General features: G+C 66.6%; 18 protein-coding genes. 10 read left to right on the forward strand and 8 right to left on the reverse strand.

Features of this window, described 5'->3' with window-relative positions:
• Window positions 1-41: 41 nt before the first annotated feature.
• From ACOQPD_RS09145 to ACOQPD_RS09160, 4 genes are all read left to right on the forward strand, one after another.
• On the forward strand, window positions 42-1,103 hold the full coding sequence (locus ACOQPD_RS09145; protein WP_420611646.1) for a class I SAM-dependent methyltransferase: 1,062 nt from the start codon (window positions 42-44) through the stop codon (window positions 1,101-1,103).
• A 31-nt stretch (window positions 1,104-1,134) separates the two neighbouring features.
• A complete protein-coding gene (locus tag ACOQPD_RS09150) occupies window positions 1,135-1,716 on the forward strand; it encodes a hypothetical protein (protein WP_420611647.1) in 582 nt (193 codons plus the stop codon).
• 119 nt (window positions 1,717-1,835) lie between these two features.
• Complete coding sequence (locus ACOQPD_RS09155) at window positions 1,836-3,020, forward strand: ABC transporter substrate-binding protein (protein WP_420611648.1); 1,185 nt, start codon at window positions 1,836-1,838, stop codon at window positions 3,018-3,020.
• A gap of 106 nt (window positions 3,021-3,126) precedes the next feature.
• Window positions 3,127-3,876, forward strand: coding sequence for a nitroreductase family protein (locus ACOQPD_RS09160; RefSeq protein WP_420614378.1), 750 nt, complete (start codon window positions 3,127-3,129; stop codon window positions 3,874-3,876).
• Between the two features lie 671 nt (window positions 3,877-4,547).
• Here ACOQPD_RS09160 and hisC read toward each other — a convergent pair.
• Window positions 4,548-5,636 (reverse strand): histidinol-phosphate transaminase, encoded by a 1,089-nt coding sequence (gene hisC, locus ACOQPD_RS09165; protein WP_420611649.1) that lies wholly within the window; start codon window positions 5,634-5,636, stop codon window positions 4,548-4,550.
• Between the two features lie 130 nt (window positions 5,637-5,766).
• Between hisC and pdhA the strand changes: the two genes are divergently transcribed.
• Window positions 5,767-7,836: a pyruvate dehydrogenase (acetyl-transferring) E1 component subunit alpha gene (pdhA, locus tag ACOQPD_RS09170; RefSeq protein WP_420611650.1), complete on the forward strand. Its 2,070-nt coding sequence runs from the start codon at window positions 5,767-5,769 to the stop codon at window positions 7,834-7,836.
• A gap of 50 nt (window positions 7,837-7,886) precedes the next feature.
• Here the strand turns inward: pdhA and ACOQPD_RS09175 are convergent, their stop codons facing one another.
• From ACOQPD_RS09175 to ACOQPD_RS09185, 3 genes are all read right to left on the reverse strand, one after another.
• Window positions 7,887-8,579 (reverse strand): hypothetical protein, encoded by a 693-nt coding sequence (locus ACOQPD_RS09175; RefSeq protein WP_420611651.1) that lies wholly within the window; start codon window positions 8,577-8,579, stop codon window positions 7,887-7,889.
• A 235-nt stretch (window positions 8,580-8,814) separates the two neighbouring features.
• On the reverse strand, window positions 8,815-9,240 hold the full coding sequence (locus tag ACOQPD_RS09180; protein ID WP_420611652.1) for a hypothetical protein: 426 nt from the start codon (window positions 9,238-9,240) through the stop codon (window positions 8,815-8,817).
• A 616-nt stretch (window positions 9,241-9,856) separates the two neighbouring features.
• Window positions 9,857-10,597, reverse strand: coding sequence for a DM13 domain-containing protein (locus tag ACOQPD_RS09185; RefSeq protein ID WP_420611653.1), 741 nt, complete (start codon window positions 10,595-10,597; stop codon window positions 9,857-9,859).
• Between the two features lie 108 nt (window positions 10,598-10,705).
• On the opposite strand from ACOQPD_RS09185, the gene ACOQPD_RS09190 reads away from it, so the two are divergent.
• The 3 genes from ACOQPD_RS09190 to ACOQPD_RS09200 all read left to right on the forward strand — a co-directional run bounded on the left by ACOQPD_RS09190 (window position 10,706) and on the right by ACOQPD_RS09200 (window position 13,984).
• Window positions 10,706-11,245 carry an LOG family protein gene (locus ACOQPD_RS09190; protein ID WP_420611655.1) on the forward strand — a complete coding sequence of 180 codons (540 nt, stop codon included), beginning with the start codon at window positions 10,706-10,708 and terminating at the stop codon, window positions 11,243-11,245.
• An 85-nt stretch (window positions 11,246-11,330) separates the two neighbouring features.
• Complete coding sequence (locus ACOQPD_RS09195; RefSeq protein WP_420611656.1) at window positions 11,331-12,194, forward strand: NUDIX hydrolase; 864 nt, start codon at window positions 11,331-11,333, stop codon at window positions 12,192-12,194.
• Between the two features lie 407 nt (window positions 12,195-12,601).
• Entirely contained in the window at window positions 12,602-13,984 is a 1,383-nt protein-coding gene (locus ACOQPD_RS09200) for a DUF3179 domain-containing protein (protein ID WP_420611657.1), read from the forward strand.
• Between the two features lie 3 nt (window positions 13,985-13,987).
• Here the strand turns inward: ACOQPD_RS09200 and ACOQPD_RS09205 are convergent, their stop codons facing one another.
• Both ACOQPD_RS09205 and ACOQPD_RS09210 read right to left on the reverse strand, forming a co-directional pair.
• Window positions 13,988-16,483, reverse strand: a complete 2,496-nt coding sequence (locus tag ACOQPD_RS09205) for an S-layer homology domain-containing protein (protein ID WP_420614379.1) — start codon at window positions 16,481-16,483, stop codon at window positions 13,988-13,990.
• Window positions 16,484-16,649: 166 nt separating this feature from the next.
• The gene (locus ACOQPD_RS09210) at window positions 16,650-17,783 is read right to left on the reverse strand and encodes a sigma-70 family RNA polymerase sigma factor (RefSeq protein WP_420611658.1); all 1,134 of its coding nucleotides are present in this window, start codon (window positions 17,781-17,783) and stop codon (window positions 16,650-16,652) included.
• A 397-nt stretch (window positions 17,784-18,180) separates the two neighbouring features.
• Between ACOQPD_RS09210 and ACOQPD_RS09215 the strand changes: the two genes are divergently transcribed.
• Both ACOQPD_RS09215 and ACOQPD_RS09220 read left to right on the forward strand, forming a co-directional pair.
• Entirely contained in the window at window positions 18,181-20,226 is a 2,046-nt protein-coding gene (locus ACOQPD_RS09215) for a thioredoxin domain-containing protein (RefSeq protein ID WP_420611659.1), read from the forward strand.
• Window positions 20,223-21,170: a PLP-dependent cysteine synthase family protein gene (locus ACOQPD_RS09220; RefSeq protein ID WP_420611660.1), complete on the forward strand. Its 948-nt coding sequence runs from the start codon at window positions 20,223-20,225 to the stop codon at window positions 21,168-21,170. The genes ACOQPD_RS09215 and ACOQPD_RS09220 overlap by 4 nt, the downstream gene beginning before the upstream one ends.
• Before the next feature lie 879 nt (window positions 21,171-22,049).
• Here ACOQPD_RS09220 and ACOQPD_RS09225 read toward each other — a convergent pair.
• Both ACOQPD_RS09225 and ACOQPD_RS09230 read right to left on the reverse strand, forming a co-directional pair.
• Window positions 22,050-22,664 (reverse strand): hypothetical protein, encoded by a 615-nt coding sequence (locus ACOQPD_RS09225; RefSeq protein ID WP_420611661.1) that lies wholly within the window; start codon window positions 22,662-22,664, stop codon window positions 22,050-22,052.
• A complete protein-coding gene (locus tag ACOQPD_RS09230; RefSeq protein WP_420611662.1) occupies window positions 22,664-23,029 on the reverse strand; it encodes a hypothetical protein in 366 nt (121 codons plus the stop codon). Before ACOQPD_RS09230 ends, ACOQPD_RS09225 begins: the two co-directional genes overlap by 1 nt.
• Window positions 23,030-23,171 lie beyond the last annotated feature (142 nt).

Genomic DNA, 23,171 nt, shown 5'->3' on the forward strand with positions numbered 1-23,171 from the left:
CGGGGACGGCTCCATCGGGGCAGCACTAGGGTATCCCGACAGTGCGTTCCATAGACCCGGATCTCCTCAAGGAATACACCCTCAGGATCTGGCATTACAAGCAGGGTGAGGTGGTCAGCCTGATGGTCCACTTGGGAGATCGGCTCGGCCTTTATAGAGCCATGGCCGGCGGCCGGGAGATGACCTCCGGCGAACTGGCCGAGCGAACCGGGCTGTCGGAGCGATGGCTCCGCGAATGGCTCCTCGGCCAAGCCGCGGCCGGGCTGGTCGAGCGCACGCCGGAGGACAGGTTCTCGCTCGGCGCCGAGGGCGAGGAGGTGCTGGTCAACGACGACTCCCTCGCTTTCTCCGCCGGTGCTTTCATCGGGGGGTTCCAACCCGAACGTATCGAGGAGATGGTTGACGCCTTCCACACCGGCATCGGCGTCACCTACCACCAGTTGGGCGAGCCAGTGGCCCTCCAGATGGACCGCATGAACGGGGTCTGGGTGGGTCCCTTCCTAGTCGAGCAGGTGCTGCCCGGCGTCGACGGCTTGGTCGAGAGGCTGGAGGCCGGTGGCCGGGTGGCGGAAGTGGGGAGCGGAGGGGGCATTACCGTCCGAGCCCTCGCCGAACGCTTCCCCGCCAGCACCGTGGTGGGCTACGAACCCTCCGGCATTGCCTACTCCCGGGCCCGGCGCCGCATCCGCGACCTGCCCAATGCCGCCATCCACCAGGCTCGAGGGGAGGATCTGGCGGATGGCAGCCGGTATGACCTGGTACTGGCACTCGACTGCATGCATGACGTGCCCTTCCCGGACCGCATCGCAGCCGCGGTCCGGCGGTCCCTGAAGGACGACGGCGTGTGGCTGATCAAGGACGTGCACTGCTCCGATGTGTTCGAGGACAACCTGAAGAATCCCATGCTGGCCATGCAATACGGCTACAGCCTGTCGGCTTGCCTTCTCTCTGCCGCCTCCGAGGAGGGCGCCGCCGCGCTCGGCACCCTAGGATTCCATCCGGTCGAAGCGGAGCGCATCGTCACGGAGGCCGGTTTCACCTCCTTCCGGAAGTTCCGCCTCAAGGACGATCCCACGCATAACTACTACGAGGTCCGTCCGTGACCGCTCCCGGCCGCGAAGGGAAGCGCCGCCCATGACGGTTGACATTGCCGGCTTTATCACCGACATGAAGGCTCATGCGGTCGACCACGGGTTCCACGTGCACGCCGAGCGCCATTTCATCGAGTCCTTCTCGCTGGGTCAGGCCTGGGAGGTGGATCTGCATCCGGAGGAGGCCTGTGAGGGACCGTTGGAGATGCTGATGGTGCTGGAGGTCGACCCCAGGGTGATCCTGGCCTTCGAGGACCTGATGGCGCAGCATCATCTCGAGCTCGACGAGGAACAGGATCGCCAGCTAGAGTTGCCGTTGTTCTTCAAGTGGGCCCTCCCGCCGTTGCCCAACCCACCCGATCTGCTCATCCTCGCCACCGAGCTGGCCGGGGTCTCGGGGACGACTTTGCCGGTGGAAGTGTCCGCCACCGACACATTCATGTCCGTGACCGACCCGGCGCGGCGGAGCCTGTCGCTGGTGGGCCGGCTCGACTTCCGGCTCCGGGACATGTTCCTGCGGGAGGTCAACGTGTGCGACGTGCTCGAATGCGCTCACGGTCTCAGCATGTGGCTCCTGGAACAGTCGGAGCCCTGGTTAGAGGGATCGGACGCCACCGGGCTCTGAGCCCTACCGGCGTGAGAGTGACTTGGTAGCGCTAGGGGTCAGTGAATCGATTCTTGCCCCCTCGACCTGAGGTCTGGTAGCACCTGCGAAGCTCAAGCACAGGCGAGAAGGAATCTTGCATGAGGACAAAGAGGATTCTGACACCTGCGTCTCCGCTGGCAATTGCTACTTTGACTATTGGGCTCTTGACAATCGGGCTTTCCGGTTGCGACAGCGGCGTCAAGGAAATGTCCGATGATGAAGTACCTCCGATGGCGAGCATAGAGATCCCGATCGGTGTAGTCGTAGCACTCACAGGACATCACGCCGAGCCCTACGGGCTCCCGATGCAACGCGGTTTTGAATTGGCGCTAGAAGAAATCAACAACCTCGGAGAGGTGAAGCTCTCGTTCATAACTGTCGACGATATGAGCACGCCGGACGGGGCGGAAGCAGCCGTACGCCACCTGGTGAATCAGAACGTACCTGCGATAGTTGGGCTTGCCATCTCGACACACCTCAAGCAGGCTGCCCCGATTGCACAGGAGAACGAGGTCATAGCTTTCAGTTCCGTGTCCTCCGCTTCAGGGCTGGGCGCGATCGGGGGTTTTGTCTTCCGCACCAGTCTCGTCACGGATGTCAGCATTCCCGACGGTGTGATAGCGACTCGAGAGATACTCGACTACGAGGAGGTGGCAACGATATACGACGAGGTCGACGTCTACTCCACGAGTAGCAACGAAGTGCTCAGGTCGGTGCTTGGGGAGAACGGGGTCGAGATTCTGATTGAAGAAGCGTTCAAAACCGGTGATACAGAATTTTCTGAGCAGTTGACGCGTATTGCGGCGAAGAACCCGGATGCGTTGTTTATCTCTGCACTGTCGCAGGAAATCGCTGGGATTCTCGCCCAAACAGCTGAACTGGACTTTCCCGAGACTATTCAGATCATAGCTCCAGATTTGACCATGTCGGAAGTCCAGAAGGCAGGTCACGGCGCCGAAGGAGCAATCGGTTTCATCGGATGGTCCAGTATGTCTGACGCCCCTGGAAACCGAGCCTTTGTTCAGAAGTACCGCGCACAATACGGCATTGAACCCGAACCTTGGGCGGCACAGTCGTATGCAACTCTCCATGTTCTTGCCAATGCGATCAAGACAGCGCAATCGGCGGATGCGACCGCCATTCGTGACGCACTCGCCCAGACGACGGATTTTCCGAGCAATTTAGGCAAGTTGGGTCGTTTCTCCTTTAATCCTGACGGGGACGCTCTCTATGACCAGATTCTGGTCGTCGTCCGGGATGGAGAACTTGAGTTTCTCGACTGATCCGGAGTCGCTGCGGTCCGGCACCAGGTAGCCGATCTCGCCGGCGACGGCGTGGCAACTGTCGAACGAGTAGGGTAAGCGCATGAAATCCCCTGCACCTGCAGACGTGTCGCTGGGCCTGACCGTCGATGAGGTGCTGATGACCACCCGGGCAGTTCGACGCCGCTTGGACTTTGATCGCCCTGTCCCCGAGGCCGTCCTCCGCGACTGCCTCGAGCTGGCCCTGCAGGCACCCACTGCGGCGCTGCGGCAAGACTGGCACTTCGTCATCTCGACCGATCCAGAGCAGTGCGAGGCGGTCGGCAAGATCTACCAGGAGTCCTGGCGGGTCGTGAACTACCTTTTGCGGCTCGGGTGGACGCCGTCGAGTCCTACCAACATCGCCAGGGTGCCCCAGCCGGACACCGGAGTGGCCCTGCCGGACCGGCTCGACGGCCTCGAGCAAGCCCGGTTCGCACACACCGACGGCCACGATGATGCCATGAGCCAAGGCTGGCGGTCGCAAATGAGCGCCGCCGTCCACCTCTCCGAGAACTTTCCCCGCGTGCCCGCCATCCTGATTCCGTGCATCCAGGGGCGAATGGACGGCGCATTCGCCGACTTGCAGGCGGTGCGGTGGGGTTCAGTCATCCAGGCCACCTGGAGCTTCTGCCTCGCGGCCCGCGATCGAGGTCTCGGCACCTGCTGGACCACAACCCATCTGGATCGCGAGCGGGCAGTTGCCGACGTCTTGGGCATTCCCTACGACGAGATCCAGCAGGTGGCCCTGCTGCCCGTGGCCTACACCCTCGGCACCGACTTCGGTCCGGCCACTCGCAAACCGCTCGAAGAGGTCGTGCACTTCAACGGCTGGTAATCGGTACCGGCCGTCCCGTAGACGACCCGCAGCGGAACTGCGCGCAGGCACAGCACACGTCATGAAGGGCTAGGACCTGCGCACATTGAAGAGCGATGTGGTCGGCATCCGAACAGGGCGGATCTCGACGCAGGAACACCCTCTGGTAGTCACGGCACCATTGTCTGCGAGCAGGCAGCCGAGTCCTCCGATGCGCACTCGGGGAATCTCCGGCAGCAGCCACGTCCAGGCTTCCGAAGAGATCCGGAGTGTGCTCCGGCCAGGACTCGGGAGGGAAGTCCCCGACCGCAACCCTGGCGACTGTCTCCGCCCGGCGCGGATTGGCGACGCGCAAGAGCCCCTCGCGCGTAGTCATAGGGTTGAGCCGCACAACCGCCGCCCGGCCGGTGAGCGCCTGGAACTCCGATCGGCTCTGCGGATCGGGTGAGCCGGTGAGGATGAACCGTCCCGGCCTCCAGTCCCGGTCGACGCCGCGCTTGATGGCTCACGCACCTCAGAGACCAGTTGCCGTTCGTCCGCCGGGAGCGGCTCACAAAACTGGGTGAGGGCAGCCCCAGGATTGTCCCGGAAGGTGATGAGGGTGGCCATGTCGTCCAAGAACGCGCTCGACGCAGCCACCCGCAACGCCGTGGCAGGTGAGCCTCATCCGGGGATGATGGCGGCGCTGGAGGTCAGGAGCGGCGTTGCCCCAGCACCCGATCGAGGTCCCTGATGAAGCGGCGATTCTCGGATTCGGTGCCGATGGACACGCGGGTCCACTCCTCGGTCCCCTTGCGGATGAGGGTGCCCATCTCCAGGAGTTCCTGGACTACGCCGGGCGTACCGGGGCCGAGGCGCAACCAGATGAAGTTGGCCTGGGTGGGGACGTAACGGATGCCCCGGGCGGACAGGGCGCCCTCGATGTAGTCGACCCCCTCGCGGTTGAGCTCGAACCGTTGCCTAACCCGCTCGGGGAAGCGGAGGGCGGTGGTGGCGGCCACCTCGGCCAGGGAGCCGACCACGAACGGGCTCTGGGCCTTGCGGAGGGACCGGAGGGTGGGTGCCTGGCCGACCATGTACCCGACCCGGAGGCCCGCAAGCCCGTAGATCTTGGAGAAGGTGCGGGCCACCACCAGGTTGGGGCGCTCGACGGCGAGAGGGATGAGGCTGGAATCCTCCTCGGCCGCCACGAACTCCCCGTAGGCCTCGTCCACCAGCACCAGGGTCGACTCGGGAACCCGATCGGCGAACTCCTGTATCTCCGCGCGGGACAGGTAGCTCCCCGTCGGGTTGTTCGGGTTGCAGATGATCACAAGGGTGGTGTCGTCCCGGATCGCTCCGTACAGCGCCTCGAGGTCGGTCCGGAGGGCTCCGTCGAGCGGGACCATGATGCTCTCCGCATCGGCATACACCGCATTGATGGGGTACATGGCGAATGAGGGCCATGGGTAGACGAAACTGGTCCCCGGGCCTCCCAGTGCGCGGGCGGCGGTAGTGAGGTTCTCCGAGCTGCCGGCGCCGGTCCACACGCAATCCGGGGTGGTGCCCAGCATTCCGGCCAGGGCCTCCCTCAGGCGGACCGTGCCCGCATCGGGGTACCGGTTGATGCCTGCCGCAGCCGAGGCGATAGCGTCCACAACCTCGGGAAAAGGGGGAGTCGGGTACTCGTTGCCGGCCAGCATGGCGATCCCTCTGGGGCCGAACCGGCCGGCCATCTCCTCGAAGCCCGGGCCGCCGTCGTAGGGAACAAGCTGATCTATAGCGGCTCGGATGCGGACCACGGACGGTAGTTTACTGAGGTGGGCCGTGGAGCCGACGATGATTCCCAGGAGCGGCCTGCCACACAATCGGCCGGTGGCAGGGATGAGGCCCTCCCTTACAATGCCGCCAGCAAGCGGAAGGAAAAGCTCGGTGTTGCAGATCCTGGACCCGGCGGGGAAGCTGGTCGGCAAGCCGCCCGATCTGGACGGCAAGGACCTCGTGGAGATGTACCGGTTCATGGCGCTGGGGCGGCGCTTCGATCGGCGGGCCATGAGGTTGCAGCGCCAGGGCCGTCTCGGAACCTTCCCGCCCGGCGAGGGGCAGGAGGCCGCTCAGGTCGGTTCGGCCTACGCGCTCGAACCCGACGACTGGGTCTACCCCAGCTACCGGGAGCACGCGACCCAGCTGGTCAGGGGGATGCCGTGGTCGGTGATGCTGTCCTACTACCGGGGCCTTCCCAACTGCGACTGGGATGTGCACCGGTACCGCATGAACATCCATACCATCCCGATCGCCACCCAGCTGCCCCACGCCGTGGGCCACGCCCACGCCGCCCGCCTGGCTGGGGAGAACCTGATAACCATGGTCTACTTCGGCGACGGGGCCACCTCCGAGAGCGACTTCCACTCCGCCATGAACTTCGCCGGGGTTTGGAAGGCGCCGACCGTGTTCCTGTGCTCCAATAACGGCTGGGCGATCTCGATGCCGACCCGGCGCCAGACCGCCGCCACCGATCTGGCCGACAAGGCGATCGGCTACGGCATGCCCGGCGTCAAGGTCGACGGAATGGACGTGCTGGCCGTCTACTCGGCCACCAGGGAGGCGGTCGATCGGGCTCGGCGGGGAGAGGGACCAACCCTCATCGAGGCCATGACGTACCGGTTCGGTCCCCACGCCACCGCCGACGACCCGAGCCTGTACAGGAACGAGAGCGAGGTGGAGGCCTGGCGCGCCCGTGACCCGCTCGATCGCATGCGCCGGTACCTGGACAGCCTGGACCTGTGGTCGGACGACATCGACGAGCAGGTGGCGGACGAGGCGAGCGAGATGGACCAGGCACTGGCGGAGATCGAGGGTAGGGAGCGGCCGCCCCGGGAAGAGGCGGTGCGGCACGTCTACGCCAGGGTGCCCGAGGAACTGTCCCGCCAGTACGAGACAGCCCTGAGGCGCGAGGAGTCCGGTTCTTCGGGGCTGGAGCCGGACGAACGCTGGCGGATAGGGCACGACCCGGTGCTCGAGGGTCCAACCGCCCACTGGAACATGGCTGAGGCAATCAACGCCGCCCTGGGAGAGATCATGGATCGCCATCCGGAGGCGATCATCATGGGCGAGGACGTGGGCCGGACCGGAGGCGTGTTCCGCATCACCGCCGGCCTCATGGATCGATTCGGAGCCGGTCGGGTCATCGACTCACCGCTTTGCGAGACCGGGATCGCCGGCACCGCGGTGGGAATGGCCATCGGCGGGGCGCGGCCCTTGGCGGAAATCCAGTTCGACGGGTTCGTATACCCGGCCTTCGACCAGATCGTCAGCCACATGGCCCGGTTCCGTTTCCGGACCAGGAGCAACGTGTCGCTCCCCATCGTGGTGCGTTGGCCCAACGGTGGCGGCATCGCTCCCCACGAGTTCCACGGCGACAGCCCGGAGGCCTACTTCGTGCACACTCCGGGCCTGACGGTGGTGATCCCGTCCACTGCGGTGGATGCCAAAGGCCTGCTGGCCGCGGCGGCGGAGAGCCCGGATCCGGTGCTATTCCTGGAGCCGAAGGTGCTCTACCGGGCCGGACGCGAGGACGTCCCCACCGGCTACTACACCCTCCCGATCGGACGGGCGCGGATTCGCAGAGCCGGCGACGACGTGACGGTGGTCACTTACGGTGGCATGGTCCGCGTGGCGATGTCCGCGGCCGGGGAGCTGGAGCGGGATGGCGTGTCGTGCGAGGTGATCGACCTGCGCACCCTTAAGCCCTGGGACCGCGAAACCGTGCTCGATTCGGTGGTCAGGACCGGGCGCCTGGTGCTGGTGCAGGAGCCTCCCCGGACCGCCGGGATGGCCGCCGAGGTGGCAGCCACGGTGGCGGAGGAGGCTCTGTACGATCTCGAGGCCCCGATAGTGCGGGTGGCCGGATTCGATGCGCCCTGGCCACAGTTCGGTGTGGAGGAGCACGCCATCATCACCCCGCGCCGGGTGGTCGCTGCCATCAAGGAAACCCTGGGTTAGCCCGCCGCAGACCGGCCTTCCGGCCGGGCGAAGCCTGAGTCAGGGGTTGCCTATGCGGGGCGTCCCGCCTTGAGGAACTTCGAACCGAGCATGGCGAACCAGACCACCCACGGGAAGTAGCAGGCCCGTCCGAGCGCGATCATGGTCTCGTCCGGGACGGAATACCCGATGATCAGCGCCACTACGGAGAAGGCGGACACCACGGCGATCACCAGGGCGGCGGTCCTGTGCAAGCCGCTACGTTCCCGGGCTGCCAGGCTCAGGCTGAGGACCAGCAGACCGAGCGATACGGCGATACCGGAAATCATCGTGATGCCCAGCCCGACCTGGTAGAGCGGTATGGCTGCTTCTAGGGCCTCCGCTGACGATATCCGGGTCCTGGCCAGCAGGTGGTCAAGCCCGTTGACGAGGATCCATCCGACACCACCCACGGTGGCGCTCAGCAGACCGAATCTCGTTCCGGCCGCGGCGAAGTCAGGCCCTGTGGTCACCCGGCTCACTCCGGATATTCCGTACAGAAGGAGGAGCAGGCCAAGCGGTACGAGGAGCCCGGACACATGCGCCAGGAACGGATTCGAGGCCAGAGCGGTGATCTTTCCGGCGGAGTCCGTCGTATCCACCGGGTCGACGAGCAACCCGCCCGGTTCGACCAGGAAAAAGACCAGGGCCATGGCCGGCCCGACCATAAGCGCCCAGGCCTCCAGCCTGTGGATCGCATCGGTTCTCATGGAATCGGTTCTCATGGTTCACCTCTTTCCCCCGAAGGCGCGGAAGGAGAGCCCCTTCCTTCCTCGGATGGTAGCTGCCTCCCGTCGCGCCGTCCGGGGTCGGATCGCCTCCACCTGCTCGGCGGTCGACCTGGACGGTCCGTTTCCGGTGCGGCCGCCACTCGTTCTCCTACCCGATGGCCGCAGCAGTCACGTTGGGGGGGTGTCACCGTCAGATTCGTTAGACCCACCTCCCCAGTCCAGCCACTAACTATCCGGTTTGGGCGCGAGGTAGGTCACCGGCATCGACCACCAGGTCTACATCCGGGATGACCGTCTGCGGTTTGAAGATGACCCGATAGTGGTGAGCGGACACGTTCACCGGGTCCAAATGCTCCACGAGATACGACACGTTGTCGGAGAGACCAAGGAAGTGCTTGCGGAACGAACCGTTGCCGTCCTTACATGTGACCTCCAATTGGTGCCCCTCGTCCTCGATGGAACACAACCCGACGATCTCCAACAAATAGTTGTCGGTGATCCCGTTGAAGAACACCACCCGCCTGCTGACCTCGAACTGATCGGCCGCCATCGAAATGTTCTCAGACACCACCGCCGCGTCCGAACTACATCCCGACAACACCCCCGCGCTTAGCACGACAGCGCAAAGCGCCGCCGCAACCGTCCGTTGTTTCATTGCGTTTCCCTTTCATCGCTCGCCCGCCGCCAATTGTTCGGCGAGTGCTCGGTCGTATTGGTCGCGTTTCAACTCGACCTCCTACGGCCTAGGGACCGGCGACCCGCTGCGACACATGGAGGCGCACGGGCCGGCTCCCGGCCTCAGGACCTAACCGGCACACCCCCACAGGGGTGGCCCGCACCGGCGAACAAGCGCCGGATCGCTACTCACCTGAACAAGCGATCAACGTTGGCCTCGCGACTGGAGGCGATCCCGTCTCCCCAGAACGCGAGAATCGCGGCAAGCGGGCTTCGCCCGCCGGGCCCAGCCCCCGCCACCACCACCTGGGTCGGAGCGTGGCCGGCCATGCCCGGCCTAGCGCCGGGAGTCGGCGGAGCACTCCGAAGAAGCTCGTATGTCCCTTGGGCCGGCAAACCGATCGTCGGCAGCCGCTCCCCGGCGCGGGTGATTAGCAGTAGGCAACGTATATCAGGGTTGTGACAGATTCAACCCCCCTATAGCGAGAACGCGAAAAATCACACCGGAGTCCCAGCGCGTTCCGACCCCGGCGTCCCCAGCCACCCCCAACCTGTCGCCGGGCGGACCCGGCCCGGATTCGTGGCGTTCGGGCGGGTCAGGCCAGCTCTGCGGTCGCGAACACCACGTGGAACGGCACGCAGTAGATCACCAGGGTCAACTGGTCGGGCACCACGTAGTCGGCCGGCACCTCGTAGTTCTGCGAACCGATATTCCCCTTGAGGGGGCCCAGATCCACGTAGCCCGCCTCCCGGAGGTGATCGCGACCGGCCAAGCCATGGACCGGCGTCAATAGGACATGAAGCTGGGGGCCGTTGGTCACCTCGATGTCCTCCAGGCGGATGATCCTCGACCCGTCCTCGAGCTGGTAGAGAACCACCTGGCCGGACCCCATGTGAAACGAATCCGCGTCCATCAAGGCCCCGGAAGCCAGAGCCACCGGGCCGGTGGGCTCGGGCGGAAGCGTCGTGGACAGCTCGGTCACGGCCACGGCCGTGGTCGTCGGCGCCTCGTCCTCCGTAGGGGCGGCCGTGGCCGCCGAGGTGTTGCCGGCGGCGACTGACGTCGTGGTCGCGGCCATCTCGGGCATCTCGGGCATCGGCTCCTCGACCGGCGTATCCGTCGCTGCGGCCTCGAGCATGATCTCCTCGACCTCCTCAGCGGTCATGTCGGCGGGGACGACCGCCATGGCGGCAACGGGGAAGGGCTCGTCCACCACTTGATCGATGAAGAGCGGCGAGCCGAGCCACCACGCGAAGGCGATGACGGGTATGGCAACTATCACCGCCGCCACCTGGATGGAACGTCGCTTGTAGAACGGGGTGCGGTCGCTTCCCATGCCAGTCCTCCTGTGCCTCTTACTGGTGACAACGCCTGGTCCGCCGAGATTGTTCCGTAGGTGTGAGCGTCAGAGGGGTGCTGTACCCTGCTCCCCATGGAATACAGGATGGTGGCAGTCTACGGATCCTCGCGGGCCCTCCCCGGTGACGGGGTCTACGAGCAGGGTGTCGAGTTGGGTCGCCGTTTGGCCGAAGCCGGGTTCGGGGTCACCAACGGTGGCTACTCGGGCCTGATGGAGGCCACATCGAAGGGCGCGGCGAACGCAGGGGGGCGGGTGGTCGGCGTCACCGCCCCGGTGCTGTTCCCGCACCGGCCGGGCGGCAACGACTTCCTTACCGAGGAGATACAGGCCGCCGGATTGCTCGATCGGATCAGCACCATGTCCGAGCTGGCCAGCGCCTACATCGTGATGCCGGGCAGCATCGGAACCCTCACCGAGCTGGCCATCGCCTGGAACGAGGCCTACCTGGCCGCCGGCCGGGGTGCGGCGCCGGCGCCGATCCTCGCGTTCCGGGATGCCTGGAGCGAGATCGTCGACCGGCTGACCGGGGATCTCCGGACCACGCCCGGCATGATCACGATGGTGGACAGCCCGGCCGAGGCGGTGGAGGTACTGCTGCGCCGGCTGGGAGCCGGGGCGCCCTAGCCTTCCCACCGCCCTCTAGGGTGCGGCGGGCCGATAAGATACGGCTTACCTCGATGACCCGATCTGCTCACCGGCCCCCACCCGCATGAGGGACATTCCTGTCGAACAGGCGGCCGGTGGCGTGGTGTGGCGGGAGGGACCGGAAGGGGTCGAGATTCTCCTGGTCCACCGCCCCAGATACGACGATTGGACCTTTCCCAAGGGCAAGCTGGAATCCGGCGAGTGCCTGATCGAGTGCGCACGGCGTGAGGTTCGGGAGGAGGCCGGGGTACGCCCCATGATCGGGCGGTACCTGGGTGACATCTCCTACAACAAACAGGAGGGCCATCGGAAGGAGGTCCACTACTGGGCGATGCAAACCGGTGGGATCGAGTTCGTGCCCTCGTCCGAAGTGGACCGGATCCGGTGGGTCCACGAAGGATCCGTGGCCGATCAGGTGTCGTACCCGACCGAGCGCAGTGTGGGCGAACGCTTGGTGGACGGATGGCGGGATCCGGCAGAACGCATCCTGCTGGTCCGGCATGCCGATGCCGGCAAGCGTGACCGCGGTCCGGACCCGGACAGCGCTCGGCCTCTGTCGAAACGGGGCCACGCCGAGGCCGAAGGCCTCGTGAAAGGACTGGAGGGCTTTCCGGTCGACGCCATACTGACCAGCTACGCGACTCGTTGCCGCCAGACCGTTGGTCCCGTCGCCACCGCCCGCAAGCGCGTTCCGCAGCTGGCGATCGAGCTCTGGGAGGAGTCCCGGCCGTCCGAGGTGAGGGCGCTGCTGGGCAACCGACCTGACGGGACCAACCTGCTCTGCTCCCATCGCCCGATCGTGAAGACGATCCTGCGAGCGCTCATGGGGAAGAGCCACACCCCCGTCCTCAAGAAGGGCTCGACCTGGGTGCTGGATTTCGCAGACGGCAAGCTCGCAACCGCCAACTACCTCCCCCCACGCCGGTAGGGACTCGCCCCTTCCGGTAGGAACACCTGCCCCACCCTGACAGGAACCGAATCCCGCGAAAACCCGGTGCTCCGCACCGGGCCCCTCCCCCCCCCGCCACCCATCCTGTTCGGAGCGTGGTAGGCCATGCCCGGGCTGATGCCGGGAATCGGCCCTCGCTCCAGCGAGCTTGCATGTTCCCTCGGACCGGCCGTTCCGATCCGCGCAACATCATCGGCCGGTATTGATGCTTAGCGATAGGTAGAGTAATAGCGAAGTTGTGACAGTTCCGCCGGTTGCTCCAGCGCCCGAGTCGTCCGGCCTGGATCGAGGCAATCGCCCCGGTTGCCGACAGGCCGGGTCGATTGGCCTGGCAGGGGGATATGCTGGGTACTCGAATGGGTACGGGTCGCTCGGGCAGGAACGCATTGGCACGCTCGCTGGTACTGCGTGCAAGCCGCAGCGCGTGGCTCGGAATGCTGGTGGTGATGTCGTTGCTGTCGGTGGGATGCGGGACCGCCGAGGACGGACCCGGAACCCAGCCGGAGCCGCCCGCGACCAGCGCCGAACCTGCGGTGACAGAAGGTTCGAGCAATGTCCCTGCGTCGACGCAACCGGCTACCACCACAGGCGCGGCGACTGCCCCTTCGGCCGCTACAACCCCGGCGCCGGAGCGAGAGGAGATGGATCGGGAGGCCGAGGACCCGGCAGGGGCGGATCCGGAGGCCGGACCCGATCCGAAGCAAGGTCTCGACCCGGTCGTGGCCTATGCCACCGAGTCGTGGCCGACCGACTGGTCCAGCCGCTCCGTCGATCTGTCGGAACTGCTGCTCGGGATCGGCATGATCGATCCCCGGGATGCCATCCCGCCCATCGACGACCCCATCTTCGAGTCGCTCGACGAGGCCGCCGAATGGCTCGACAGCAGGGCGCCCGGGATGCTGGTGGCCATCGGCGGCGATCCCCGCTTCTACCCGCTCAGCATCCTCCACCGCCACGAGATCGTGAACGATCGGATCGGAGGTATCCCCGTCGCGGTCACCTACTGCCCGTTGTGCAACACCGCGCTGGCCTTCGACCGCCGGGTGGACGGCGAGGTTCTCCGCTTCGGGGTGTCGGGTCTCCTCCGCAACTCAGACCTGGTGATGTGGGATGACGGGACCGTCTCGCTGTGGCAGCAGATCACCGGCGAGGCGATCGTGGGCGCCGCCGCAGGGACAGTCCTTACACATATTCCGAGCGCCATCGTGTCGTTCGGGGAGTTCGCCGCCTCCTACCCGGACGGCCAACCCCTGTCCCGGGACAGCGGCTCCGGCTTACCGTACGGGTTCAACCCCTACGAGGGATACTCGAGCCGGTCCGCGCCCTATCCATTCTTCACCGGCGAGATCGACCCCCGCTACCGGGCCCTGGAACGGGTGGTGGCAGTGACCATCGGGGATACCGCCACCGCCTACCCGTTCCCATTGCTCTCCGAGGTCGGCGCGGTCAACGACACCGTCGGAGGGGTTCCGATCACGGTCTTTTGGGGAGGCGACACCGCCGATGCCCTCGACACCCGGGTGGTCCGCGACGGGCGGGCCATTGGGACGGGGATCGCCTACCTGCGGCAGGTGGACGGGCGCCCACTGACGTTCGTCAAGGAAGGCGAGGTGTTCGTGGACCAGGAGACCTCGTCGACCTGGACCCTGCTGGGCGAGGCGATCAGCGGCCCGCTGGCAGGGACGAGGCTGGAGATCGCCGTTCATCGCAACGAGTTCTGGTTCGCCTGGGGCGCCTTCTTCCCGGACGGGGACGTTTACGAAGGGTGACGGCTACGGCCTGAAGGTGACCCGGATGGTGTCGGTGTCGGGCCCGCTCGACACCACCTCGATCTGGTACTGCCCGCCCGGGGCGCCGGGCTCGCCGAGCCACCACCTCGCGCCTGGCGTGAGGATCGGTGCTTCGTCGACCTCGCCGTCGCCGCCGTCTGTCCAGAGGAGCAGTGGGAGTTCACCGCTGCGGCGGTCGGACCGCACCAGGTAGACAATGACTCCCTCTCCGGGCAGGGAGTGGTCGGTGTATCGGTATGGAACGGCGTCGCCGGAGACGCCGGAGACGGTCTCGGGACGGTCGTATCCGACCGGACGCCGACTCTCCACCACGATGAGGATACGATCGTCGGCATGGTGAGGGATGGCCACCATCGCCAGGCTGTCGCCGGGGGCGGCCGCCGGACCCAGCTCCACCGTCACGTCGGTCGGGTCGGCCAGGCAGGCCACCCTCTCCTCGTCGAGCCATCCCAGCTGCCAGCGCGACCAGGCCAGCATCTCCCGGGCCTCGAGGTCACGGTCGTAGTCCGTCTGGTCTACATATCCGGACGGAAAATCTACCTGGAACGGATAGGCGCCCGGCGGGACGGGGAAGTTCACTTCCAAGCCCATGAGGCCCACCTCGAATCTCGTCCACTCCTCGTTCTCCGGCGGGTCCGGGGTCGCCCTCACGCTGGGATCGTAGGGATAGAGATCGGCCAGTCCGAGATTGTGCACCAGCTCGTGCGCGGCGGTGTGCCACCAATCCCGAGCCCTGGACTCGGTCGGGATATGGCGGGCCGGTTGGTTGTTGATCAACGACCAGCGGGCGACGCCCGCTGCGTTGCCGATGTGGCGAGCCGTGCCGGCCAGCCCGCCGCCGAACCCGGAACGGGGAAGCACCACCATCAGGCTGTCGTAGGAGCTGCCGTCGAAGCCGTACAGCCGTTCGGCTCTGAGCGATGTCTCCTCGACGATCGATTCGGAGATCGAGAGGTCTCCGAGGGGGTCCAATTCGAGATAGTCCTGCCAATCCATGCCGGCGGTGATCCAGCCGGGGTGGGGGTCGAGTTGAACATCCAGGCGTCCGCCGCTCACCGTCTCCAGATAGCGCTCCGTCTCTGCCAGGTTCTGATCGATATCGGCCCGGTCGTTGTCCGACGCGGGAGCGTCGGGGAAATCGGCGAACAGGACCGCCACCTCGAACGCTCCGGTCGACGCCGCCGCCCACGAAGGCAGCGGAAAACCGGCGGTTGTGTCATCTTCGGAGGGGTCGACGTTGAGTCCGGCCGGGCGGCAGGCGTCCGAAGGCGAGTATCCGGTCGGGTCGCCGGAGGCCGTTGGGATTTGCACCACATCGGCACAGTCCCGGAAGGCCTCCTGCCAGCCTTCGGCGCCTTCGAACACTAACCATGCGCCCGTGTCAGGAAACTCCAGCCGGAGCTCGCCCCGGCTCAGGGCGTGGTCGATGTGGCCGGCCCAGTCGTGTCCTGCCACTGAGCCCGGCGATATGTTGATGTACGCCACCGGGTCTTCCCCGGATGTGTACGTCCCGGCCGGGAACCGTCCGCGCAGCGCCAGGTCGGGATCGCCGGGATCCGTCTTGATCAGCACGTGACCCCCGGCGTCCGGCTCGATCTGGCCGAGGTCATCCCACGCCAGCGCGTAGTACCAGGCACCCTCCTCCCAGCAGACCAGCGATAGCCTGGCGTCCCACCAGCAGTCCTCGCCCTCCGCGTGGACGGGACGTTCCCAGCTAACGCTCGCTGACGCGAGATCCCAGAGATGGGCTACTCCGCGTTCGGGATCCTCGGACGTGCCGTAGTACCAGTCTCCCACCGTTGCCAACCCGCAGGCCTCGCCTCGTGCGGCGCTGCCCGGGCGGAACGGCGGCGGCGGGGCGCTCCGCCCGACGGCCTGATGCCATAGGCCGATCATGTAGACGGCCATCTGGGAGCGGATCACCGTCTCGCCCGATGTGGCCTCCGCGGCGCCGGGCGTGACGCGCAGATCCGTGAGGCAGGCGCCCGCCCGGGCGAGTTCGCCACCGGCGGGATCGCAGGCGTTCCCGAGCCGCTCCCACAGACGCAGCAGGAACCGGCTGATCTGCGACGCCTTGAGGGGCGCGGACGGTTCATACGTAGTGGGCCCGGCGCCCTTGGTGATGCCGAGCCCGAACAGGCAACCGATGGCGACGGCGTGCGTCGAAGAAGAGTTCACGTCTTGGAACGGGTGGTCGATTTCCGGACACTCCCTACCCAGAACGTCCCGCCAGAGCCGGACGAGGAAGGTGGCCATCTGGGCGCGGGTCAGGGGATCATCGGCGCCGTACTCGCCGCCGCCCTTGCCCACTGACAGTCCCAGGGCCTTCATGCACAGGATGTAGGCCGCCCCGTAGTCGCGCTCGCCCACGTCGGAGAATTGCCCGGCGTCGCGGGGATCGCACAGATCGCCGGTCTGTGCCGAGGCCGGAACCGTGGTGACGTGCTGGACGGCCATGCTCGCCACCAGCCCCACCACCAGCAGCAACGCAACCGATCGTTTCCGGGCCGGGCCGGCGCCACGCCGGGAGAGGAACCGGGGTCCCCGGAAGGACGGTGGAACTTTGTCAGGCGCCGGGCGTGGAAGATGCCGGCACGGGTTCACCCCCGCCCTTCCCGCCTGTTGGCGCCCGCGGGAGAGCCGCCTATATGAGGTCCTGCTCGCGGATCCCGAAAGAGGGGTGGCGCAGGCGGCAGAGGGCCAGCTTCTCTAGCTGACGGATCCGCTCCCTGGTGAGGTTGAACTCCTCCCCGATCTCCTCCAGCGTCCTCGGAACACCGTCCAGGAAACCGTACCGGAGGGAGAGTATCCGGCCCTCCCGGTAGGGAAGGCGGTCGATCGAGCGGCGCAGGCAGTCGGACACATCCAACTCCACGGTGACCTGCACCGGATCATCGGCGTCCTGGTCCTCGATGAAGTCCCCTAGCTGGGCGCCGTCTTCGCCGACCGGCTTCTCGAGCGAGGCGGCATCCGAAACGCTCAGGGCCAACTCCACCTTGTCGAGGGTGACGCCGGCCTCTTCGGCAATCTCGGCCGGCTTCGGATCGCGGCCCAACTCCGCCTTGAGGCTGGCCTGCGCAGCCCGGACCGCCGCCAACGTATCGTGGAGGTGAACAGGAATGCGGACGGTACGGGACTTGTCGGCTATGGCGCGGGTGATGGCCTGGCGGATCCACCAGGTGGCATAGGTGGAGAACTTGAAGCCCTTGCGCCAGTCGAACTTCTCGACTGCCCGGATCAGACCCAGGTTTCCCTCCTGGATCAGGTCGAGGAAGTCGATTCCGGACGTGTTGGCATACCTCCGGGCGTTGGCAACCACCAGCCGGAGGTTGGCGGTGAGGAACTCGTCCTTGGCCCGGCGGCCCCGGTCCCGCTTGCGCTTGAGCCTGAGCCGATCCTTCTTGAGCGTCCTCCGGTCGTCCTTCAGCCTGCTCCAGGACTTCTCGAGCTTGTGACGCTCCTCCTCCGGGAGTTTCATCTCCCGGTTGCGGAGCCGGCGCTCCCTGGCCCTTAGCTTGTCTTCCCTCTCGTCGAGATCGCCGTCCTCCAGCGCGGCACCGGCCTTCAGGCCCTCCTCGATCGCCTGGGCAAGCTCGACCTCTTTCTCGGCGTTGAGCAACTCGTACTCGCCGATGGCCGCCAGGTACTGGCTCACGAGGTCGGTGGTCAGCCGACCCTTCTCGTCGGTCAGCTTGTTGCGGTTTCTATCCCGGTCCCGCTTGGTTGCCGAGCCGGCGGTTGACACCGGTTTCTGCCGGGTCGGGTTTGCGACAGCCATGCGGTTCTTCCCTCCACTTATCGCCCGCCGGCAGCTCCGGCGATTCACTCCTTGCGGTACGCCCCGCCCCGGGGCCGGTCTTCCGGAGACTACTCAACTCCTACCCACCGCGGGTCCGGCGCGCGGAACCGGAACCCGCCCGGCCCACGAGCATCAACATGCTTGATGCTACGCCCACCGGCGAGGTAGTGCGGACACCGCCGAGCAACCTCCCAAGACCGACGATATCCCGCCCCGACATTATCCACAACGCCTTCCCGCCCGGATTTCTTCCACCTTTTCGGGCGGCGACGCCTGTTCACCGTCGTAGCCGCCCCCGGACGGCACACATGGGCGCCCACGTAACATGGCGGGGACGACCCTGGGGGATACCGATGCGCCGAAACCGTGAACTGCCATGGCGCTGCTGAGAGACCTACCGCTCGAGGGGCTGTCCCCCTATCTGATCCAGCACCGGGACAACCCGGTCGACTGGCGCCCATGGGGCGAGGAGGCCCTCGGGGTCGCCAGAGCCACGGACCGCCCGATCCTGCTCTCGGTCGGCTACTCGACCTGCCACTGGTGCCATGTGATGGAGAGGGAGTCCTTTCACGACGAGGCCACGGCCCGATTCATGAACCGGCATTTCGTGTCGGTCAAGGTGGACCGCGAAGAGCGGCCGGACGTGGACTCGATCTACATGGACGCGGTTCACACCATGACCGGTCGGGGCGGCTGGCCCATGACCGTGTTCCTGACGCCCGGAGGCCGCCCCTTCTTCGCCGGGACGTACTTCCCCGATGTGGACCGTCACGGCATGCCGAGCTTCCGTCGCGTGCTGGAGGCGATCAACCACGCCTGGCGGAACAGGCGTGAGGACGTACGGGAACAGGCGGACCAGCTGACCCGGGCGATCGGGCTTGCCCTCCCGCCTGCCGAGGACCTACCCGGCCGGGACCGGGTGAGCGCCGCCTACGAGGCCCTTGCCCGGCAGTTCGACCTGGAACACGGCGGCTTCGGCGGCGCCCCGAAGTTCCCCCAAACGCCGATCCTGGAGTTTCTGGCCAGGATCAGCGGCCTGGCGACGGCAACCAAGGCGACGGCGATGCTGGACACGACGCTGATCAGGATGGCGCGGGGCGGTATCAGAGACCACCTGGCCGGCGGGTTCGCCCGCTACTCGGTTGACCGGGTCTGGCTGGTGCCCCACTTCGAGAAGATGCTCTACGACAACGCCGACCTGGCCCGCCTGTACGTCCGGGCGTGGCAGATCACCGGCAACCCGTTCTACCGGGAGGTGGCGGTCGACACCCTGGGGTACATGATGCGGGACCTCGCCCATCCCGAGGGCGGATTCTTCGCGGCGGAGGACGCCGACTCCGAAGGGGTGGAGGGCAAGTTCTACGTGTTCGATCACGAGGAGTTCCATGAGGTTGTCGGTCCGGACGACGGGCCGGTCGCCGGCGCCTACTTCGGGGTCTCCCGGAACGGCAACTTCGAGGGTGTCAACGTCCTGCACGAGGCGGTCACCGTCCCGGATCTGGCGGCGCGGTTCGGCATCCGGGAGGACGAGGTGACGGGCGCGATCGGGCGCGCCAAGGAAGCTCTCCTGGCCCGCCGGAGCACCAGGATCCGGCCCGGCCTGGATCACAAGATCATCACCGTGTGGAACGGCTTCGCTCTCCGGGCGCTGGCGGTGGCGGGCGCGGTGCTGGGGACGGAGGGCTACCTGGAGTCGGCCAGGGCGAACGCCCGGTTCGTCCTCGGCGTGATGCGCCGCCCCGACGGGCGCCTGGCGAGGGTCTGGAGCAACGGTCCGGCACCGATCTCGGGATTCCTGGAAGACCACGCGTCGTATGCCCTCGGGCTGCTGGAGCTCTACCAGGCCACCGGAGAGGTCGAGTGGTTCGTGGCCGCCCGCGAGCTGGTCGACCTGCTGGAGGAGCACTTCGGCGGCCCGAGCGGGGTGGTGTTCGCCAGCGCTGCCGACGCCTCCGACCTGGTGGTGCGGCCCTCCGATCAGCAGGACAACCCGAGCGCCTCGGGAGCATCGCTGGCGGCAGAGTGCTACCTGCTGCTCGGGCATCTCACGGGGGACTACCGGTATCACGAGCGTTTCGAACAGATCGTCCGGGCCGGGGATCGGCTCCTCGATGCGGCCCCGTCCGCGGCCGGTCATCTGCTGGCGGTGCTGGCCACGTCCCAGATGGGCATTCGAGAGGTGGCGGTGACCGGGCCCCGCTCCCTGGAGTGGGTCGGCCGGCTCGCCGCTACCTACCGGCCGGACCTGGTGGTGGCTCCGGCTCCGGGTCCCGACGAAGATGTTCCCGTAGTGGCCGGACGCTACCGGGAGGGCGAGACCCTGGGATACGTCTGCGAGCGGGGCGCATGCCGGACGCCGGTCGGTTCCTACAGCGAGCTGGCGTCCGGGGTTGCGGGCCGGGGCTACGATCGATCCTCGTGATACACGAGAACGCCCTCGCCGCCATCGGCGGAACGCCCCTGGTCCGGCTGGTCCGACTCCATCCGCCCGGCAACCTGGTCGCCAAGCTGGACTACTTGAACCCTGCCGGGTCGGTCAAGGAGCGGATCGCGGTCAACATGATCGACCATGCCGAGCGGGAAGGGCTGCTGGGTCCGGGAGGGACGATCGTCGAGCCCACCTCTGGGAACACGGGGGCCGGCCTGGCCATGGTCGGGGCGGTCCGAGGGTACCGGGTGATATGCACGGTTCCCGACAAGGTGGCGACCGAGAAGATACGCCTGCTCGAGGCCTACGGAGCGGAGGTCATCGTCACCCCCACCGACCTGCTGCCGGAGGACGAGGATTCCTACTACGGAATCGCCCGCCGCCTGACGGAGGAGATCGACGGGGCCTTCAGTCCCGACCAGTACTCCAACCCCTTCAACCCGGAGGCCCACTACCTGACGACCGGACCGGAGTTGTGGGAGCAGACCGCAGGGGAGATCGATGTCTTCGTGGCAGGTGTGGGCACCGGCGGGACGATCTCCGGGACGGGACGATACCTGCGTGAGCGCAAGCCGTCGGTGGAGCTGGTGGGGGCCGACCCGGAAGGATCGATATACACGGCACCTCAAGAGGAGGACATCCACCAGTACCGCGTGGAGGGCGTCGGGGAGGACTTCTGGCCCGAGACCCTCGACCGTGACATCGTCGATCGCTACATCATGGTCGACGACCAGCAGTCGTTCGATATGGCCCGGCGCATGGCCGAGAGCGAAGGACTGCTGATCGGCGGCTCCGGGGGCATGGCCGTGCATGCGGCCCTGGAGGTGGCGGTCGAAGATGCCGGCCGCCTGGTAGTGGTTCTGCTGCCCGATTCGGGGCGGGGCTACCTGTCAAAGATCTGGGACGAGGAGTGGCTGGCCGAGCACGGCCTCGAGTGACGGCCGGCACCCGCAGCCTTACAAAGAGAAAAGTCCGGGGCCCGCCATTGGGACCCCGGACTCACGTTTCGTTAATCCAGAACGCCTACCCGTACTTCATCGTGGGATTCCTCAGCCCCACTTCGATGCCGCATGAGGACCGGCATGCGGACGGGAAAGCTCGGTGGTCCGAGTTGGAGTCGCCACCTGACCGGCGGCACGCCCAACGGCGGCTACCGGAAGCGACCCGTGGCCGCTAGCGCTCGGCCACCTCCAGGGTCCTACAAGAACTGTCTAACAAGTCGGATCACCTCCTTTCTCTGGTACGCGCCAATATAGCGCCCGGTTGTCCTGCAGAGGTGCAATAACCGGCCCGGGGAACGCCGGCGAGATACTCCGAGGAACCCCCAGCCGCGCCCAACCTGAGGAACAGGACACCACCAGCGGTGCGGAGAACCTCAGGCCAGAGCGTCACTGGCGGTGCGGAGAACCTCAGGAACAGAGCGTCACTGGCGGTGCGGAGAACCTCAGGAACAGAGCGTCATAGGCGGTGCCCTCTGCCCAAAGTTCGTCAAGCCGCGAAAACCGGCGCTCCGCACCGGGCCCCCTCCCCCGCCGCCACCCATCCTGTTGGAGCGTGGTCGGCCATGCCCGGCTGGATGCCGGGGATCGGCCGTCGCTCCATGAAGTCTTGTATGTTCCCCTGGACCCGGCCGCTCCGATCGGGCTTCCTCTTCGGCCGGTGTAGGTGCTTGGCAGTAGACAACGTATAGCAAGGGTGGGACATTTTCAACCCCCTTCGGCGAGAACGCGAAATACTTGGCAGGGGCCGGAGGATGACTCCTGCTCTTGCAGTGCCTCCGGAATAGCAAACGACCGCCGCGACCGGGCCGGCCGGAGTCAGAGAGCGTCCGTCAAGGCACTCCAGAGATCGGCCAGAGCGGATCCCAGACCTCCCAGGGCCCAGCGCAGGACCAAGGCCACGACGGCGACCCCGGCGGCGGCGAAGATCATCCGGAGCCGGTAGGTCATCGTCTCCTCGCTGTCCTCCAGGTAGGAGGGATTGGCGACCGGCGCCCGCGCCATGGCGCGCCGACGCCCGACCGATTGCCTGGCTCTCGAGATCAGCTTCAACGATGACCACTCGGAAGACTCGGGGGGTACGGTCCCGGGTTGCGTCGGTGAATCGGCCAGCGCCTCCCCCTCCAGTTCGACGATCTCGACGTCGTACAGGGTGTCCTCGTCCAGCCCGGCGTCGGGCTCGGGCGGCGGTGCCAGCATCCGGTGCTTGTGGACCCGCCGCAAGGCTTCCTCCAGTAGCGGCATCGGCAGCTTCAGCGCGGCGGATAGGTCCACAAGTTCTTCATCGTCAGGTACGGCGGAGCCCTGTTCCCAGCCGACCACCACCTCGATCGGGCGGCCGGTTCGGGTGGCGATGTCAAGCACGGAGACATCCAACTCATCGCGGCGCTTCGCGAACAGGCGGGCGAACGCCAGCCCTCCCTCCGTGGCCATCAGTGGGTCAGGATCTCGGGGAGGCTGTCGGGTTCGGGCCCGGCGGTCACCCGCAGCAGGCCGAGGTCCTTGACGTTCCAGCACAGGGTCATGCCGCCCGGGACCCGGAGCCGCAGGATGGACTCCCTATCAGCAGGGTCGGCGTGGACCTCGCCGAGCGCCATCGCATCGGTCAGCGGAATGGAGGCCGAATACGCGCCGTCGGCACTGAGGGCCGTGACATGGGTGGCAGCGGTTCGGGGCCGGGCCGCCTCGATCAACGGGCGCAATGCCACCACCGCGCCCGCGGCGCCCTCATCCGGACTTCCCATTTCGTGCAGGGTCTCCAGGTCGTAGCCCCGGGGACGGTCGACCAGGCCGCTCACCCGCAGAACAGGTGGCCCCGGCGAACTTCCACCATCCATGTTCCAACGGTAGCGCTCTGGGGACGCCAACCAGCGCCTTGAACCGATGGCGAGGCGGCCCCGTCCAGGAACATGGACCGTGATCGCCCCGAAGTCCCCGATG

It is taken from the genome of Candidatus Spongiisocius sp., assembly GCF_965221825.1.
In the GTDB taxonomy this organism is placed as follows: domain Bacteria; phylum Actinomycetota; class Acidimicrobiia; order Spongiisociales; family Spongiisociaceae; genus Spongiisocius.

Bases quoted from the DNA above. Each gene is read 5' to 3' on its own strand.
- ACOQPD_RS09155 (WP_420611648.1), top strand. From the start codon at position 1,836: ATGAGGACAAAGAGGATTCTGACACCTGCGTCTCCGCTGGCAATTGCT.
- ACOQPD_RS09150 (WP_420611647.1), top strand. From the start codon at position 1,135: ATGACGGTTGACATTGCCGGCTTTATCACCGACATGAAGGCTCATGCG.
- ACOQPD_RS09195 (WP_420611656.1), top strand. From the start codon at position 11,331: ATGAGGGACATTCCTGTCGAACAGGCGGCCGGTGGCGTGGTGTGGCGG.
- ACOQPD_RS09190 (WP_420611655.1), top strand. From the start codon at position 10,706: ATGGTGGCAGTCTACGGATCCTCGCGGGCCCTCCCCGGTGACGGGGTC.
- ACOQPD_RS09175 (WP_420611651.1), bottom strand. From the start codon at position 8,579: ATGAGAACCGATTCCATGAGAACCGATGCGATCCACAGGCTGGAGGCC.
- ACOQPD_RS09225 (WP_420611661.1), bottom strand. From the start codon at position 22,664: ATGGCCACGGAGGGAGGGCTGGCGTTCGCCCGCCTGTTCGCGAAGCGC.
- ACOQPD_RS09210 (WP_420611658.1), bottom strand. From the start codon at position 17,783: ATGGCTGTCGCAAACCCGACCCGGCAGAAACCGGTGTCAACCGCCGGC.
- ACOQPD_RS09185 (WP_420611653.1), bottom strand. From the start codon at position 10,597: ATGGGAAGCGACCGCACCCCGTTCTACAAGCGACGTTCCATCCAGGTG.
- ACOQPD_RS09180 (WP_420611652.1), bottom strand. From the start codon at position 9,240: ATGAAACAACGGACGGTTGCGGCGGCGCTTTGCGCTGTCGTGCTAAGC.
- ACOQPD_RS09215 (WP_420611659.1), top strand. From the start codon at position 18,181: ATGGCGCTGCTGAGAGACCTACCGCTCGAGGGGCTGTCCCCCTATCTG.